This is a genomic window from Kribbella sp. NBC_00482, from assembly GCF_036013725.1.
Lineage (GTDB): Bacteria > Actinomycetota > Actinomycetes > Propionibacteriales > Kribbellaceae > Kribbella.
Genome location: NZ_CP107881.1, coordinates 4077832 through 4094383, shown reverse-complemented (window position 1 = coordinate 4094383; position 16552 = coordinate 4077832). Strand labels below are relative to the sequence as shown.

17 protein-coding genes are annotated in these 16552 nt (G+C 67.0%); 7 read left to right on the top strand and 10 right to left on the bottom strand.

Going from position 1 to position 16552, the window contains the following annotated elements; genetic code table 11:
* Nucleotides 1-6: 6 nt before the first annotated feature.
* Nucleotides 7-276 (top strand): hypothetical protein, encoded by a 270-nt coding sequence (locus OHB24_RS20155; RefSeq protein WP_327640616.1) that lies wholly within the window; start codon nt 7-9, stop codon nt 274-276.
* Nucleotides 277-360: 84 nt separating this feature from the next.
* On the opposite strand, the gene OHB24_RS20150 is transcribed toward OHB24_RS20155, so the two are convergent.
* On the bottom strand, nt 361-855 hold the full coding sequence (locus tag OHB24_RS20150; RefSeq protein ID WP_442913978.1) for a MarR family winged helix-turn-helix transcriptional regulator: 495 nt from the start codon (nt 853-855) through the stop codon (nt 361-363).
* A gap of 86 nt (nt 856-941) precedes the next feature.
* On the opposite strand from OHB24_RS20150, the gene OHB24_RS20145 reads away from it, so the two are divergent.
* From OHB24_RS20145 to OHB24_RS20135, 3 genes are all read left to right on the top strand, one after another.
* Nucleotides 942-1913: an NmrA/HSCARG family protein gene (locus tag OHB24_RS20145; protein WP_327640614.1), complete on the top strand. Its 972-nt coding sequence runs from the start codon at nt 942-944 to the stop codon at nt 1911-1913.
* A gap of 298 nt (nt 1914-2211) precedes the next feature.
* Nucleotides 2212-2811: a TetR/AcrR family transcriptional regulator gene (locus OHB24_RS20140; protein ID WP_327640613.1), complete on the top strand. Its 600-nt coding sequence runs from the start codon at nt 2212-2214 to the stop codon at nt 2809-2811.
* A gap of 10 nt (nt 2812-2821) precedes the next feature.
* Nucleotides 2822-3262, top strand: a complete 441-nt coding sequence (locus OHB24_RS20135) for a DUF4440 domain-containing protein (protein ID WP_327640612.1) — start codon at nt 2822-2824, stop codon at nt 3260-3262.
* Between the two features lie 182 nt (nt 3263-3444).
* Here the strand turns inward: OHB24_RS20135 and OHB24_RS20130 are convergent, their stop codons facing one another.
* The 6 genes from OHB24_RS20130 to OHB24_RS20105 form a co-directional block, all read right to left on the bottom strand.
* Entirely contained in the window at nt 3445-5622 is a 2178-nt protein-coding gene (locus OHB24_RS20130) for an alpha-galactosidase (protein WP_327640611.1), read from the bottom strand.
* Nucleotides 5623-5701: 79 nt separating this feature from the next.
* Nucleotides 5702-7078 (bottom strand): hypothetical protein, encoded by a 1377-nt coding sequence (locus OHB24_RS20125; RefSeq protein WP_327640610.1) that lies wholly within the window; start codon nt 7076-7078, stop codon nt 5702-5704.
* Nucleotides 7079-7125: 47 nt separating this feature from the next.
* The gene (locus OHB24_RS20120; protein ID WP_327640609.1) at nt 7126-7953 is read right to left on the bottom strand and encodes a carbohydrate ABC transporter permease; all 828 of its coding nucleotides are present in this window, start codon (nt 7951-7953) and stop codon (nt 7126-7128) included.
* Nucleotides 7950-8903, bottom strand: coding sequence for a carbohydrate ABC transporter permease (locus OHB24_RS20115; RefSeq protein ID WP_327640608.1), 954 nt, complete (start codon nt 8901-8903; stop codon nt 7950-7952). The genes OHB24_RS20120 and OHB24_RS20115 overlap by 4 nt, the downstream gene beginning before the upstream one ends.
* Nucleotides 8900-10225 carry an ABC transporter substrate-binding protein gene (locus tag OHB24_RS20110; protein ID WP_327640607.1) on the bottom strand — a complete coding sequence of 442 codons (1326 nt, stop codon included), beginning with the start codon at nt 10223-10225 and terminating at the stop codon, nt 8900-8902. Before OHB24_RS20110 ends, OHB24_RS20115 begins: the two co-directional genes overlap by 4 nt.
* Before the next feature lie 103 nt (nt 10226-10328).
* A complete protein-coding gene (locus OHB24_RS20105; protein ID WP_327640606.1) occupies nt 10329-11108 on the bottom strand; it encodes an IclR family transcriptional regulator in 780 nt (259 codons plus the stop codon).
* 27 nt (nt 11109-11135) lie between these two features.
* On the opposite strand from OHB24_RS20105, the gene OHB24_RS20100 reads away from it, so the two are divergent.
* Nucleotides 11136-12071: a M24 family metallopeptidase gene (locus tag OHB24_RS20100; RefSeq protein ID WP_327640605.1), complete on the top strand. Its 936-nt coding sequence runs from the start codon at nt 11136-11138 to the stop codon at nt 12069-12071.
* A gap of 130 nt (nt 12072-12201) precedes the next feature.
* On the opposite strand, the gene OHB24_RS20095 is transcribed toward OHB24_RS20100, so the two are convergent.
* Entirely contained in the window at nt 12202-12345 is a 144-nt protein-coding gene (locus OHB24_RS20095) for a hypothetical protein (RefSeq protein WP_327640604.1), read from the bottom strand.
* Nucleotides 12346-12420: 75 nt separating this feature from the next.
* Here OHB24_RS20095 and OHB24_RS20090 point away from each other — a divergent pair, with 75 nt between their 5' ends.
* Nucleotides 12421-12804: a hypothetical protein gene (locus tag OHB24_RS20090; RefSeq protein WP_327640603.1), complete on the top strand. Its 384-nt coding sequence runs from the start codon at nt 12421-12423 to the stop codon at nt 12802-12804.
* Here the strand turns inward: OHB24_RS20090 and OHB24_RS20085 are convergent.
* On the bottom strand, nt 12736-13518 hold the full coding sequence (locus OHB24_RS20085; protein ID WP_327640602.1) for a nucleotidyltransferase domain-containing protein: 783 nt from the start codon (nt 13516-13518) through the stop codon (nt 12736-12738). The genes OHB24_RS20090 and OHB24_RS20085 overlap by 69 nt on opposite strands.
* Nucleotides 13519-13719: 201 nt before the next feature.
* Between OHB24_RS20085 and OHB24_RS20080 the strand changes: the two genes are divergently transcribed.
* Nucleotides 13720-15054, top strand: a complete 1335-nt coding sequence (locus tag OHB24_RS20080) for a TolB family protein (protein ID WP_327640601.1) — start codon at nt 13720-13722, stop codon at nt 15052-15054.
* 8 nt (nt 15055-15062) lie between these two features.
* On the opposite strand, the gene OHB24_RS20075 is transcribed toward OHB24_RS20080, so the two are convergent.
* A complete protein-coding gene (locus tag OHB24_RS20075; protein WP_327640600.1) occupies nt 15063-16514 on the bottom strand; it encodes an amidase in 1452 nt (483 codons plus the stop codon).
* Nucleotides 16515-16552: the final 38 nt, after the last annotated feature.

Here is a 16552-nt window from a genome sequence, read left to right as displayed (position 1 = left end):
GACCCGTTGCTCCCGCCCTGCGAGGTGGAGCCGGAGTCGGCCGACCCGACCCCGCTCGAGCTGCTGCTGTCGTCCGAGCTCGAACTCGAACCGGAGGAGCTGGTGGACGTCGTCGTACCGGTGGTGCCGCTGTCGGAGTTCTTCGACGACACGACCGCGACCGAGATCCCGGTCGCGCCGACGCCCAGGACGGCAGTGGCTATCGCGGCCGCGGACGCTCGGTGCAGCCAGCGCCGGCGGTTGGGTTGGGATTCGTCTGTGGTGACCATGCCGTAAGCCTCGTTCGAGGCCCGTCAGCCGCACTCCAAGAGAAGATCAAGCCACCGTCAAGTTCTGCTGAGAGCTCTCTGAGAACTCTCCTCAGGAGCGGGCCTCCAGCGGGCAGTCGGTGTCGCAGTGCGTGCCGATCGTGCCGACGATCTCGTCGGCGACCTCACCGAGGACCGCGAGCCGATCGGGTCCGAACACGTCGACGAAGAACTGCCGCACCAGCGCGGCCTGCGCCGGCGCGGACTCCTTGATCGCCGCCAGGCCTTCCTCGGTGACGACGATCTCCGGGTACCGCGAGTCGCAGGCCTCCTTGCGGATCAGCCCGCGCTTCTCCATCCGGGCGAGGTGGTGCGACAGCCGGCTCTTCTCCCACTGCGTCGCCCGGCTGAGCTCGAACGCGCGCATCCGGCCGGACTCCGACTCCGACAGGTTGACGAGGATCTCGAAGTCCGACCCGGACAGCCCGAAATCCCGCTGAAGGTGCCGTTCCAGGTGCGCCTTCAGCGTCCGATGCATCAGCAGGTAGCTGCGCCACGCCTTCTGCTCGTCGTCGTCCAACCACGGTCCCTTGCTCACGGGAGCCATCCTACCCGCTCGGGTTGACACATCAACCAATCGCGCTACGATCAGTGGAGTTGACACATCAACCTGACACTTGGGAGTGAACGGATATGAGCAAGCTGATCGCCGTCGTCGGAGCCACCGGAGCACAGGGCGGCGCGCTGGTCCGCGCGATCCTGGCGGATCCGTCGGGCGAGTTCACCGTCCGGGCGCTGACCCGGAACCCGGCCTCCGGCGCCGCGAAGGACCTCGCCACCGCGGGCGCCGAAGTGGTTGCCGCCGACCTCGACGACGAGGCGAGCATCCGGGCCGCGTTCGACGGCGCGTACGGCGCGTTCGTGGTGACGAACTACTGGGCGCCGCTGAGCGCGGACGAGGAGGCGGCCCGGACGCGCGCCGAGATGGAGCTGGCCCAGGCCGAGATCGCCGCGCGGGCCGCCCGCGACGCCGGCGTACAGCACCTGGTCTGGTCGACGCTCGAGGACACCCGCCCGTTCTTCGCCGGGCGCGACGACGTACCGAGTCTGGACGACGGCCGCTACAAGGTCCCCCACTTCGACGCGAAGGGCGAGGCCGACGAGCTGTTCACGAAGTACGGCGTACCGACGACGTTCCTGCGGACCACGTTCTACTTCGACGCGTTCGTCACCGCCCTGCCGCCGACCCGCAACGCCGACGGCACGCTGACCATCACGTTGCCGATGGGCGATCAGCGCCTGTCCGGCATCGCCTCCGACGACATCGGCCGCAGCGCCTTCGCCATCCTCAAGCGCCCCGACCTCATCGGCCAGACCGTCAGCGTCGCGGGCGACCACCTCACCGGCCACGAGTACGCCGCCGCCCTCACCAAAGCCCTCGGCGAACAGGTCACCTACTACGCCCCGACCTTCGAGGAGTACCGCACCTACCCGTTCCCCATGGCCGTAGAAATGTCCAACATGTTCCAGTTCTACGCCGAGAACCACGACGAGTTCACCGGCAACCGCGACCTGTCGAATGTCCGCGAGCTGAACCCGGCCCTGGAATCGTTCGAAAAGTGGCTGGACCTGCACAAAGCCGACCTGCTGGCCGCCACCAAGTGAGCCGTGATGTCGGGCGGCTCCGCCTCGGGCCGCCCGACATCAACGCTCAAGTTTTCGCGCTGTTGACCGCCGATTGCCAAGGTCTCACGGAACAGCGCCGGAACAGAACTGGAGCCCGAGGAGCGGTCGGCTGCGACCGCAAGGTTCGACCTGATGGGCGCGCTGGAGATAACTCTAGGATGTCAGAGTTGCTGTCAGTCCATGTTCATCGGAGCTCAGGCGAGCACGAAGATCGACACCACCGGCATGATCTGATTCGGCGAGGCTCTGAGATCCTAGAGTTATTAGGATGCGCAGCATGCCCCGACGTTCGAGTCGCCGTACCGAGATCTGTGACGCCGCGCTGACCCTCGCGGCCGAGGGCGGCAATCACGCGCTCACCCATCAGAAGATCGACAAGGAGCTCGGCATCGCGCAGGGCTCGACGTCGTACTATTTCCGCACCCGCGAGCAACTCGTCGAAGCCACGATCAGGCACCTCACCGACGTGACCCGCGACGCCTTCGCGGCCGCCCAGGACGAGCGCCGCGTAGCCGAGGTGACGACGGCCACGGCGGCCGCGTTCATGGCCAAGTACGTCGACACGCTGCTCGGGCCGCGTCGCCGCGACGCACTCGCCCGCTACGCGCTGAGCCCGGACGCCATCGACGACGAAGAACTCCGTAACGCCCTCGCCGCCTGCCTCTTCGGTCTCGAACCGGCCACCGAACTGATGAAATCACTCGGAGCGCCCCGCCCGACCCGCGCCGCACGCGACCTCCTCAGCCTGCTCGAAGGCCTCCTCTTCGACCGCCTGTACGGCGCCCGCGCCGCCATCACACCGGGCACCCGAGCCAGCCTCAACGACCTCCGCCGCCCAATCGCACTCTGGCTCGAGGCCCTCCGCAATGAACAGTGAACGGAGTTCGATGTCCACCGCCCAAAGCCACCCCGACACCGTCAAAGCCGAACTCGACGAACTGATGCGCCTGTTCTTCAGCGCCTTCACCAACACCGACGGTCCACCTCGCACCGACCGCATCCACGAGGTATGCATTCCCCGAGCAACGATCATCAGCCAGACCGGAGACCAGTCGGTCGTCTACGACCTCGACTCCTTCATCGCACCCCGCCAGCAGATCCTCACCGACGGCACGCTGACCGAGTTCTCCGAGTGGGAGGTCAGCGAACGCACCGAGATCTACGGCTCGATCGCCCACCGGTTCAGCGAGTACCGCAAGTCCGGCATCCACAACGGCGAGCGGATCAAGGGCGGCGGCCACAAAACCACCCAGTTCGTCCGCACCCCGACCGGCTGGCGCATCAGCTCAATCGCCTGGGAAGACGACGACCCCGCCACGCAGAAGTGAACACGCTCTGGAGGAAGGTCGGCTCTTGTCTGTCTGATCTCTACGATCATAGAGCCCGCGGTTGGCGACGTGCATCCCGATGTGGAAGCGGCCGCGTAGGTCGTCCGAGCGTGCTACGAGGCCGGCTCACGCGATGGCCACCACCCTCAAGGAAGCGGCGGGTCAGGCAGTGGGATCGGCTGCTACTCGGCCGAGGACGAGCGTGGTGCGTCGAGGGTGCGAGCCTGCAGCAGTATTGCGTGCTCTGGCAACAGGTTGGGGAGTTGTACGCCGACGTGCTCCAGGACGGCGCCGGTGGTTGTCGACTGGCTGTCGTTCCACCAGCGGGTCGGTTGGAACCTGTGCGGTGCTTGACCTGCGACGATTGGCCTGACCTGGTAGCGGCGGGTGGGGTCCAGGCCGCGTAGCCTGGCCCGGGGCGGTGTCGATGCGACACCCCAGGACATCGCGGCGACGCAATAGATCGCCTGGGAGCGATCCTCAGCGACGACGCCGTGCAGCCAGAGGTTGTCTGCCGGATCGGGGCCGCGCACAACGGTGCCGCTGTTGATCAGTCCGCGGTGCTGCTTGTAGATGCCGATCCATTCGGACAGTTCGCGGAGCTCGTCGTCGGTGGCGGCCGTCAGGTCCCACTCGATGCCGTAGTGGCCGAACAGGGCGGTCATCGCCCGGAAGGCGAGGCCGTGGGTGCGCTGGGTGGTGTGTGACTGTGCGGACCCGATGTGGGACCCCATCAGTTCCGGCGGTACCAGTTGCCCGGTCCATCGCAGCAGGCGTTGCCGTTCGAGGGGGTCGATGCAGTCGGAGACCCAGACGCGGTCGGTGCGTTCGAGGATGCCGAGGTCGATGCGGCCTCCGCCGGCCGCGCAGGACTCGATCTCCAGGCGGGGAAAGCGGTTCTTCAGTTCGTCGAGCAGGTGGTACACCGCGAGCGTCTGTTCGTGTTCGGCAGGTACGCCGCCATCCAGTTGCAGGCCTGCTTCGATGTGGTCGCGGTTGTGGTCCCATTTGACGTAGTCGACGTCGTACTCCGAGATCGCTGCCACGAGCTGGTCGCGGATCGCCGCGTAGCACTCCGGGATCGAGAGGTTGAGCACGTGCTGGTTGCGCTGCTCGAGCGGCAGCTCGGAGCGTGCGGCCATGATCCAGTCGGGGTGGGCGCGGGCGAGGTCGGAGTCGAGGTTGACCATCTCGGGTTCGAACCACAAGCCGAATTGCATTCCGTGGCCGCGGACGGCGTTCACCAATGGATGCAGCCCGTCGGGCCAGGCGTCCGGCGAGACCGTCCAGTCCCCCAGGCCCGCCCGGGCATCGCGGCGCGCACCGAACCAGCCGTCGTCCAGGACGAAGCGTTCGACTCCCACCGCCGCTGCCCGGTCCACCAACGCGGTCAGACGATGCAGGTCGTGGTCGAAGTACACCGCTTCCCAGACGTTCAGCGTCACCGGCCGTTCGGCGGACACGTGGTCAGGTCGGTCACGAAGGAAGCGGTGGAACCGGTGGGCGACCGCGTCGAGGCCCACGCCGTACGACGCGTAGAGCCAGGGAGTCTCGTAGCCTTCACCCCGGGCCAGCCGCACTTCGCCAGGCAGCAGCAGTTCGCCGCCACCGAGCAGCCGGACGCCGGTGCTGTCGTGCTCGGCGAAGTGCCGGTGATTGCCGCTCCATCCGACATGAACACCCCACACCTCACCCGCCCCGAACGTCGCGCCGGGCCCCATCGCATGCAGAACTGTCGCGGCGTCCAGGCCGGTGCGCCCGCGCCGGCTTTCCCGAAGATGCGTGCCCACGGTGAATGCATGCCGCTGCGCTTGGCGTTCCATCCCCCAGCGGCCGCCGAAGTCCAGGATCTCGGTCGCTTGGCTGGGTACCGGGAGGTTGATGGACAGCTCGTCGAGTTCGAAGACCGGTCCCTGGTTGATCAGCCTGACGCGCACGCGTACCAGCCCGGCCGCCAAGAGTTCGAACTCCACTTCAAGAGCCAGGTCCGCGTCCGCGTCGACGGCCTCACACCACAGCACACCGGGACCGCTCTCCACATGTCCGCTCACCGGCCGACCGTCCACTGTGACCCCGGTCGTGCTGAACCGCGGAGACCACGACCGGCCCTCACGCGAGCCCTTGAGACCGGCGCGGCCGAACCAGCCTGTCCACGCCTCGGCCACCACCGCGACCTCAGCCGCCGGCAACTCCCCCGGCAGGGCGCTCTGCGGGTCGCTGAGGAGGTTCAAGCCCTGGAGGTCAGCTGCGGACAGCGAGCCGAGGTCGGCTCCCCAGTGGCGAATCCGGGGCAGCCGATCCGGCTCGACGAGGATCACCAGTGAGCAGCCCGCGGCCCGAAGATGGACGGAGTCGGCCATGGGAATCATCCTTTCGAGCCAGGCCGCGCTCCGGCGACCGCCGCGGAAGGCGGCGGCAGTCGCCAAGTGCGCGGCTGTCTCAGGTGTAGACGAGTTGGGCGGTGGCCTCGCAGGACGCGGAGGGGACGATGCGAATCCAGTGCGCGCTGAAGCCGGTGGGGAAGGTGAAGGCTTCGTAGCCCTTCGGGCCGACAGGGATGGTGCGCAGGCGGCGGAAGGTACCGGTGCCCATGAAGTCGACCTCGAGATGGAAGTCGACCGCGGTGTCCGCGTCGTGCGTCAGGTGCAGGCACTTGTGCTCGAAACCAGTCATCAGGTACGGATCCGACGGTACGTCGGCCTCCACCGCGGTCTCCCACCACGGACCGCCCCAGCCCTGCGGTTTGCCCCAGGACCAGAGATCGTCGGTCTTGCCGAACCACAGGTTGGCCTGTGGCTGACCGGCGACCGGGTTGGCGTCGTGAATCGGCGTGGTCTGGTCGCCGGCCAGCACGAGCAGCCCGTTCCAGGAACAGAAGTCGCCGACGATGCGAAGGTGTGAGGAGATCGGGCGGATGCCCCAGACCGCGTTGCCGTAGGTCAGTGAGGGCAGCTCGTAGAACATGCCGCTCGCGTCCATCAGCAGACGCTCGGACTCGACCTCACGGATCCGCGGCCACTCGGTGGTGAAGGCGTGGTCCTGGGTGTGGGTCGACTTCGGCAGCCGGTAGACCTTCCAGCCGGTCTCGGGGAGGTAGACGTGGAAGAGGGCCGAGGCTCGGTCCTGGCCGACGGCGTACAGTGCGTCGCCCATGCCGTTGGCGCTGGACAGCGTGTTGAACTGTGTCTTGGCCAGCGTCGTCCACGTCGTGCCGTCCCACTCGGCCAGGCGTCCCTCGCTCTCGCCGGTCGGGAAGTCCTGCTCGTAGTAGGAGTTGTTGACCACGACGACACGGCCGTGGCGCGTGTAGGCGTCCTTGAAGTGCGCGTATCCGGTGACGCCGAGCTCGAGGCAGAGGTCGGCGAGCTGCTTCACCGCCAGCGTGTGAACGTCGAGCTCGAAGAACTCGCCCTCCATGCCGAGTACGTGCACCTTGTTCGCCGGGTCCGTGAGGTGCCGGCAGGTGGCCGTCAACCGGACGTCGACCAGCGCGTCGATCGTACGGACGTTGCCCTCGGCATCGATGACGTGCGGGCCGATGAACAGCTGGTCGGTCTCCTTGTGGACCAGGCGATTGGCGTAGGTCCCGACGACACTCTCCTGATGCTTGGTGAGCTGGAGGTCGTCGTCGATGAAGAACAGGCCGGTGCCGCCACCCGTCGGCGCTTTGTGCGCGACGTACGTGACGAACCACAACCGGTCCGCCCACGGCATCAGCGCTCCGATGCCGGTCTCGCTGCGGGGAGTGTGATCCGCCTTGACTGCGAGTCGTGGTACGACGCCACTGATGACGTCGACCGTGTGCTGCTGTGTCATGTCTTGCCTCTCTCGCGCGGGAGCGCGGGATGTCGGTGGTCTGTGGGTCACTTGAGGCCGGTGGTGCTGAGAGCGGCCAGGAAGTTGCGTTGAAAGGCGAGGAAGATGATCACGATCGGGACGGTCGCGCAGACCGACGCGGCCATTGCCAACCCGGCCGACAAGGCGCCGTTCTCGCTGACGAACTGGGTCAGGCCAAGCGGGATCGTGTACTTGCTGTCCGACGACAGCATGATCAGCGGGCCCTCGTAGTCGTTCCAGGACCAGACGAAGCCCAGGATTCCCAGTGAGGCCAGGACCGGTCGTGCCAGTGGAAGGTAGACGCTCCAGAACACGCGCCACTCACCCGCGCCGTCGAGCCGTGCGGCCTCGGCCAGCTCACCGGGCAGACCCGAGAAGTACTGCCGCATCAGGAACGTGCCGAGGACGGTGAACATGCCAGGCAGGATGAGGGCCAGCAGCGTGTCGTAGAGGCCGAGTTCGGAGAAGAACATGAAGCGCGGTACGAGGAGGAGCTGCACCGGCACGATCGACGTTGCGAGGTACAGCAGGAAGATCCCGTCCCGGCCACGGAACCGCAGCCGGGCGAACGCGTAGCCGGCCATCGACGCGGTCATGAGCTCACCGAGGACGCGGGGTACTGCGACCAGGATGCTGTTGGCGAAGTAGTGCAGCAGGGAATGCTGCCCTGTCCACACCTTCCGGTAGTTCGCCCATTGCAGCGGATCCGGCCACCAACTGCCGCCGCCGAAGATGTCGATGTCGCGCTTCAGCGAGGACAGCAGCATCCACACGAAGGGCATCAGGAAGCCCAGCGCGATCAGCCAGACGACGATCCCGGTCTTCCACTTGATCCGTTCCGCCTGCGCGCTCATGCGTTCATCCCCCGTCCTCGTTGCACACGCCACGAGACCGCTGTCAGTGTCAGGACGAGCGCGAACATCGCCATCCCGATCGCGGCGGCGTAGCCGAACCGGTAGTACAGGAAGCCGTTCTGATACATCGCGAACGATGCCGTGGTCGTCGCTTCACCCGGACCGCCCTGCGTCAGGAACGCGATCAGTCCGAATCCCTGTGACGTCGAGATCATGCTGGTGATGACCAGAAACACAGTGGTCGGGAACAGCGCCGGCCACGTAATCGCCTGGAACCGGCGCCAAGAGCCCGCTCCGTCGACCTTCGCCGCGTCGTACAGGTCGACCGGCAGATCCTGGTATGCCGCGAGGTAGATCACCGCGACATAGCCGACACCAGCCCATACCTGAATGACCATGAGCGCGGGCAGCGCCCACGACGACGAGGTGAGCCAGCCCGGGCCGTTCTCCAGGCCGACGACTCGCAGGACTTTGTTCACCAGCCCCGAGTCCGGGTTCAGCATGATCAGCCAGACGGTGCCGACGGCGATCGGGTTGACGACGTACGGCAGGAAGAAGATCGCGCGCAGTGCCGCGCGGCCGGGCAACGGCTTGTTGAGCACATTCGCCAGCGCAAGCCCGAGCAAGACAGTGGCCGGCACCGACACCGCGATGTAGAAGCCTGTACGGCCCAACGCCCGGCCGAACGCCGCGTCACCGAGAAGCTCGGAGAAGTTCTCCAGACCCACCCATCGCAGACCCGGTAGCCCGGACACCACGTCCCAGTCGGTGAAGGCCACCAGCACACCGGCGACCAGCGGGACCAGCGTGAAGATCAGGACGCCGAGCAGATTCGGCGCAAGGAAGAGCAGAGGTACCCAGGAGTGACGTCGAGGCCGGGCAGGGTTCACCGCCGCCTCGGTCGACGAGGGCACGAGCCGCTCGTCTCTCGCGGTGGTCGGCGCGCTCATCGTCCGCTCTTGCCGATCGCGGCCGTGGCCTGCTGCTGCATGGTCGACGTCCACTGCTCAGCAGTGATCTGCCCGAGCCGCAACTGCTGCGTCACCTTGGTCTGAGCCGAGGCGATCTCCGCGGCACCGGCGAAGACCTTCGGGACACCCATCTTGATCGAAGGACTGAAGTAGACCGACTTGAAGGCCTCGACGTCGTACCGCTTCTCGGGCTCCGCACCGAGCAGACCGGAGACCAGTTGGTCGGTGGTGTCTGGCGACGTCGGCGACACCTTTCCGGCAGGCAGCAGGAACTTCGCGCCGTCACCGAGCCAGAACCGCACGAACGTCCACGCGGCATCCTGCTTCTTCGACTTCTGGGCGATGGAGATGAAGTTGTCGTAGGCACCGGTGTTCCAGGCGTCCTTGACTCCTACGGGGGTCGGCAGCGGCGCGAAAGTGGTGATGAAGTCGTGCGGGTACTGCTCGGCATTGTTGACGTACCGCAGGCTGAAGGCCGCGGTCGTCCACAGCACGGCCTGGCCGCCGAGGAACACGTTCTGCGAGTACGCCTGCAACTGCTGCGAGATGACCTGCTTCTCGGGGAAGGCCGAGCCGTCCTTCGCCATCGCCTCGGTCAGCTTCGCCTCTGCGAGCCAGGCCGGGTTGGTGAAGTTCGCCTTGCCGTCAGCCGTGTACACCGCGTCCGCGCCGAGCGCCGGAATCGCCACCTTCGGGGAGGCGAAGGAACCGCGCACCTTGTTCGCACTCAGCTTCCGGGCGATCTCGTGGTACTCCTCGACCGTCCACTGCGTCGGCACCTCGATGCCGGCCGCCTCCAGCATGGTCTTGTTGATGAAGACCACCCCCGGCTCGGCCGCGGTGGGCAGGCAGAACACCTTGCCGTCGACGGCCGGGGTGAACTCCGGCGAAGCGAGCTTCTGCAGACCGCTGTCCCCCTTGACCAAACCGGTCAGGTCCAGCAACTGCTTCGACGCCGACCGCTTCGCGACGTTCTCGAACGCATACGTGAAGAACACGTCGATCGGCGCACCGCCCTGCAATGCGGTGTCCAGCTTGAGGTTGCCGCCGGCGTCGTTCACAAACTGCGTGTAGTTGACCTTGATCTTCGGGTTCGCCTGCTGGAACGCGTCGATCAGCTTCTGCGGTCCGTTCGCCGCGGGTACGCCGCCCCAGACGTTGATCACCCCGGATCCGGAACCGCTGCCGCCGGCGTTCGATCCGCCGGAATCCTTCGCGCAGCCGGTCAGCGAGGGCAGGCCGGCCGCCGCGAGGGCACCTGCCGCCGCACCGAGAAAGGTGCGTCGAGATGTGAGTGTCATGATGGTTCTCCTGTCCTGTGACCGCCGCCGCCCGGGATCCGGGCAGGGGGCATCGCCCCGAGACGCTCGGGGTGGAATCCGGTTGTTCGGTTCTGGTGCGGGTCTAGTTGCCCGCGTCGATCGCGGCTTCGACCTCGCGGCGGGTCTCATGCAGCAGCAGGCGGAGCTTGTCGTTCTCGGCGACGTCCCGGGGACCATGGACGGCGAGCGCCGCCGGATGTCCTTCGTACGGGCGCAGCGGGATCGCCGCCGCGACATAGTTCTCGACTTCGGTGTATCCCTCGTCGATCAGGCAGTCGAAGGTCACGTTCTTCCGGGCGAGGTCGATCACCCCACGTGGGCTGTCAGGCACGTGCGGATGCGGCCTGTCCCAACCGAAGCGCTCTCGCGAATGCTCCAGCAAAGCGAGCGCCTCGTCGTCGGGCAGGTCGGCGATCAGGCGCATCGCCGGCGCGGAAATGTGCATCGGATATCCATGGCCCTCGAACATCACCGGCTGCTGGGCCGCGATGGACTTCAGGAAGTAGATCAGCTCCTGCCGCCACATCATGCAGATCGAGAACGTGAGCCCCGGCACCTGATCGGCCGCCTCCTGCATCACCTGGCGAGGCCGCTCCATGACGCTGAAATGCGGCTGAGCACCGAGCGCGAGTGACAGAACGCCGTAATCCGGGCTGTAGCTGTGGTAGCTCGCCTTCCGCACATACCCTTCGCTGGCCAGCGTCGCGAGGATCCGCGACGCTGTGCTCTGATGCAGCTCCAGAGCGTTAGCCACCTCGGTCGCGGACATCGGCCGGTCCGCGTCCACGATGATCCGCAACATCTCGAGCCCACGCAGCAACGACTGCATCTGCCCCTTGGCACCACTCTTAGAGGTCTGCACAGCTGGAAGCTAACATGCACATGTTGCATGATCAAGAGCGAAGCCGAACGCGATCGGCGGTGGGCGATGGCGCGTGACCTGATGGCCGACGAGGCCCTCGACGCGCTGCTGGTGTACGGCGAACACGAGGGTGTGCCGGCCGCACCGTTTGCCCACGACAACTACTTCACCAACGATCGTCCGGGCACCATCGTCATGTTCTGCCGCGACGAGGACCCGATCCAGCTCGTCTGGTCGCCGATGCATGTGGAGGACCACATCGAGGCCACCAAGCGCGGCGACGAACTGTGGATCGAGCCGGCCCGCATCCGGGTCGGCAAGGACGCCACCCACGTCGCCGCCGGTATGGCGGCCGGCTACTCCCGCGGCGCGCAGCCCCACATCCTCATCAACACCGGGCCTTCCGTCGTCTCGTGGGGCGACGCACCGTGGGCCCATCGCCCGCAGCAGCCACAGGTGATCGCCGACGGCGACGTCGTCCTGGCCGAAGTTCTCAACGCGGTCGCGCGCCGCGAGACCCAGAGCCAGGTCGCGATCGCCGTCGGCGACGTACATCCCGACCTCGAAGCGGCAGCGCAGGTCGCCCGCGCCTGCTACGAGGCCGGACTGGCGCAACTCGTCCCCGACAACACGTTCGGCGACGTCGCCGAAGCGATGATCACCACCCTCAAGGACGCGGGCGGCTGGAACGTGCACCCGATGGTCCACAGCCTCAACCCGTACGGCCCGGTGTGCGGCTTCGGCTGGGGCCTGAAGACCTACGCACCCGCGAAGGCGTACGGCGAACTCGGCGAGGTACCCACCGTCGGCGCCGGCCTACCACTCGAACCCGGCATGACCTTCGCCTTCGAACCCAACTGCGTCCTCAACGGCCACCTGGTCAACCTCGGCGGCACGGTCGTGGTCGGCAACGACAAACCGATCGAACTGAACACCTCCACAGCCCACCTACTGCGCCGCTGACCCGGAGCAGACCGATGTCCGTCCACCACATCCCCGACCGCGAGCTCGCGGAACGTCCCAGCGACTACCGCGGGCCCAACCTGAGCCCGGTCGGGCTCGAACTCGGGAGCGTGCCGCTCGCCAAGGGCGTCTACGCACTGGTCGCGAACCGGCCGCCCAAGGACAACAACGGCCTGGTCGTCGGCGACACCGGCACGCTCGTCATCGACGCGGGCATCACTGCCGCGATCTCCCGGCGCATCCAAGAGATCGCCGCCTTCCCCGCCCATGTCACTGTGCTCTCCTCCAGCGTCAACAAGGAGAACATGAACGACCTCGAATACGAGCGGAAAAGCTGCGGTCGCAGAACATGTACGGCGACGAGGGACTGCTCGACGGCATCGGAACCTGGCGGAAGCCCGATGTCACCTTCGACGCCCACGCCGAGGTCGACCTGGGCACGATTGTGCCCGGCCACGGCCCGATCGGAGACGGCCACCAGGCGATCGACTGGCTGATCCGCTACCTCGAACGACTGCGGGACGACGTCCGCTCCTTGCACGCTGCAGGTCATTCGATGCTCGACACGGTCCGGCGGTGCCCCTCCCCCTTCGCCGACGGCTTGGAGGCCGACCTGCTTGCGGCTTTGGACCAGTACGAGGGCGACACGGACGACATCAGCAAGTCATATCTGACCCTGTGCCGCGACCTGCACCGGCTCAACGTCCTCGCGACGTACCTGACCCTCACCTGATCCGGCGGAGAGGTGGAACCCGTCCCGTAACCGTCCACCCATGCGGTCGAGGACCTCGTCGACGAGCCTGACGAGGTCCTCCGGGTTCCCGTTGAGGGCGGCCTGGAGCGACTCGTGGAGCCATGTCGCGTAGCGACTGCCCGCGGCGGTGTCGAGCGCCTCGATCTCGCGGACCAGCCATTTGCCGGATCCGCTCCAGCGCCGCTCCGACGCCAGCAGCAACTCTGCTGTGCGGCGCCACACCTCGACGACGACAGCGTCCATCGCCGGCTCCGACCCACGTCCGTCGAGATCATCGAGAAGATCGGTCAGGACATAGCGCGCCAGCCGCACCTCGTCGTCAGTTAGCGGCGCGGGACCTTCCTCGAGGACTGCCGAGCAGTAGGCACGCAGCTCGGCGCCACGATCGCCGGCCAGCACAGGAATACTGCTCGCGACGAGCCGAGCCATCGACGGCTGGCGTTTGGCGGCGTCCATTTGGACGAAGCGGCGTACGGATTCCTCGGTGTGGACGAACAGTTCGATCGGCCACCCGGCGTACGTCAGCGCCTCCCGACAGACCGTGGTCCCGGGCAGCACCACGGTGACATCGAGGTCTGATGTCTCGGTCAGACGCCCCGCGGCGGCAGAGCCGCCGAGCCACGCCTGAACGGCCTGGGGATACCGGTCCCCGATCAACGAGCGAACGGTCTCGACTGCATCCGGCCGGTTCATCGCGGCAGATTCTCCTTGTCGGTTGAAACCGGAGGCATCAGCGCGCTCGATGTATTCACTCTGCCATCGTAGAGCATCAACCTCTATGATGTTAGAGTTTTCTGACTCGAGACCACAACCACGAGAGGTGAACGACCCGATGAGGCACCGATAACTTCTTGGCCTCGGGGTGCATCTAACTGGTGTCCAAGGGGGGACACCATGAAGCTGATTCCCAGCATCCACGTTCACAAGCCGATCCGAACCGCGCTTGCGGTGATCGTCGTCACCGCGGCGTCGGCGGGAGCGGTCGGTGGTCCGGCGGCAGCCAGTGGTAATCCGCATCCGGGCACGATCAGTCTGGTCTCGGTCGGGCTGAGCGGAATCGGTGGCAACGAGGGCTCGGGAGTCGACGGGGCCTCGGGAACATCGGCACAGGGGCGATACGTCGTCTTCACCTCGGCGGCGACCGATCTCGTCGCGAACGACACCAACGGCCAGCGCGACATCTTCGTCCGGGACGTGGTGACCGGCCGTACGACCCTGGTTTCGGTCGGTCCGGGCGGGGTGCAGGGCAACGGCGAGAGCCGGCAGGCATCGATCTCGGCCGACGGACGTTTCGTCGCCTTCGACTCGTTCGCCTCGAACCTGGTCCCCGGTGACAGCAACGACAGCCCCGACGTCTTCCGGCGCGACCTGCGGACCGGACGTACGGCGCTGGTCTCGGTAGGCCTGGACAGTCCCGCGGACCTGGGCGCGGTCTTCCCCGACATCTCCGCCGACGGGAACCATGTCGCCTTCGAGTCCAGCTCGTCGAATCTCGTGCCCGGCGACACCAACGCCACCCAGGACATCTTCGTCCGCAATCTCCGCGCCGGCCGCACCGAACGGGTGTCACTGACGTCCGCGGGACTCCAGTCCGACCTGCCCTCCCTCGAGCCCGCCATCTCCGGGAACGGACGCATCGTGGCCTTCACCGCCCTCGGCGGCCCTGCGGCCATCCAGGTCCGCGACCGCGACAAGAACACGACGCGCACGGTCTCGGACGGCATACCCGCCAACCCGCCGTCCGTCATCGTCGAGGCCGGCATACCCGACGTCTCCAGCGACGGCCGGTTCGTGGTGTTCACCCTCACCAGTGGGCCGGGTATCGAGCCGACCAGCAACGTCTGGCTCCGCGACCTCCGCACCAACCGAGCGCAACTGATCTCGGCCGACTACCAGGGCAACCCCTCGACGGCCATCGGCGGTGCCAGTGGCACCATCTCGGCCGACGGCAGGTACGTGACGTTCTGGACGCAGGCCCGTACCTCCAGCACGGATCAGGGCACCCTCGGCGACGTGTACCGGCTCGACCGCAAGACCGGCTCCCTCGTCTGGGTCACGCATCGCCAGAACCAGACCGACCCCTTTGGCGGCCGCATGGGCAGCACCGCCCCTGCGATCTCCGACGACGGACAACACATAGCGTTCGACTCCGACGACAAGAACCTGGCCGGCGACGTCGGCCCCTCCGGCTTCGAGAAGTACCTCTGGAACGCCACCCGCCCCAGGTGACAACCGACCTACTTCGGTGGTTGGAAACCGCCGAGGTGCTGCTCGAGTAGTTCGGCCAGTCGTAGCGGGGTGCGGTCCTCGTACATCGGGCCGATGAGTTGCACCCCTACCGGCAGGCCGTCGGGAGACAGGCCTGTCGGTACGGCGGTGGCGGGCAGGCCGGGCATGGTGGCCAGGCCGGCCCAGACCAGCTGGTCGAAGAACGGGTACTCGACGCCGTCGATGTCGATCCGGCGTCCCAACAGATCGGCGTTGTGGTCGTGCGGGAACGCGGGAGTCGGCGTGATCGGGCACACCACGGCGTCGAACTCGGCGAAGAACTGCCGCCAGCCGTGACGGTGGAGCTCGCGACGGTCGTTCGCCGCGATCCAGTCGCGGTGGCTGAACACCATCCCGCGCAGCCGCGCCGCGCCGAGACTCTGATCGTCCGCGCTCAGCCCGGCGGCGCTCGTCCGCAGCTGCTCGTACGCTTCGACGGGGAAACGCGCAACGGAGCCTGAGAACAGCAACTGCGTATAGAGCATCGCGGCTTCGGCCAGGTCGGGCAGCAGCGGAGTCTGCCGTACGACGTGCGCACCGCCGTCGACAAGTGCCTCGGCCACCCGGTTCACGCCGGCCCGCACAGCGGACCCGGTCGGGAGGAGCGGATGCTCGTCGAGAACCAGGACCCGGAAGTCGCCGAGCCGCTCGTGGCGTGCGGGCGGCAGCGTCACGTCGTACGCCAGGCCGAGCGTCAGCGGGTCCGGCCCGGCCATGACGTCGAGCAGGAGCGTGAGGTCGCGGGCGGTGCGCGCCATCGGGCCGACGACGGCGAGGTCGAGGTCGACCGGCAGCGCCGGCGCGTCCGGCGGGACCATGCCGCGGTTCGCCAGCAGTCCGAGTGTCGGCTTGTGCGCGTAGACACCGCAGAAATGCGCGGGCGTGCGCAGCGAGCCGCCGATATCGGAGCCGATGGACAACGCGCCGAATCCGGCCGCCAGAGCCGCCGCCGATCCGCCGGAGGAACCGCCCGAGGTGCGAGCGTGATCCCACGGGTTGTTGGTCGCGCCATAGATCTCGTTGAAGCTCTGCAGATCTTGCAGCCCCAAAGGCACATTGGTCTTACCGAGCAGCACCGCGCCGGCTGCCTTGAGCCGCGACACCTGTACCGCATCCTCGGCCGGCACATAGTCCCGGTGCTGCGGCATGCCCCAGGTCGTGGGCAGCCCGGCGATGTCGTACGACTCCTTGACCGTCACCGGAATACCGAGCAGCGGCCGATCCTCGCCGCGGGCACGCGCCTGGTCGGCATCGCGCGCGGCGGCCCGCGCCCGATCGAAGTCCGGTACGCAGATCGCGTTGATCGCCTTGTCTTCGCGCTCGATACGGGTGATCGCCTCGTCGGTCAGCTCCACCGAGGTCACGTCACCGGCGCGCAATGCGGCCGCAAGTTCTTCGGCCGTCTGAAAGTTCCAATCCATGAAATTGACCGTATAGGCCTCCGAACGAGGCCATAAAA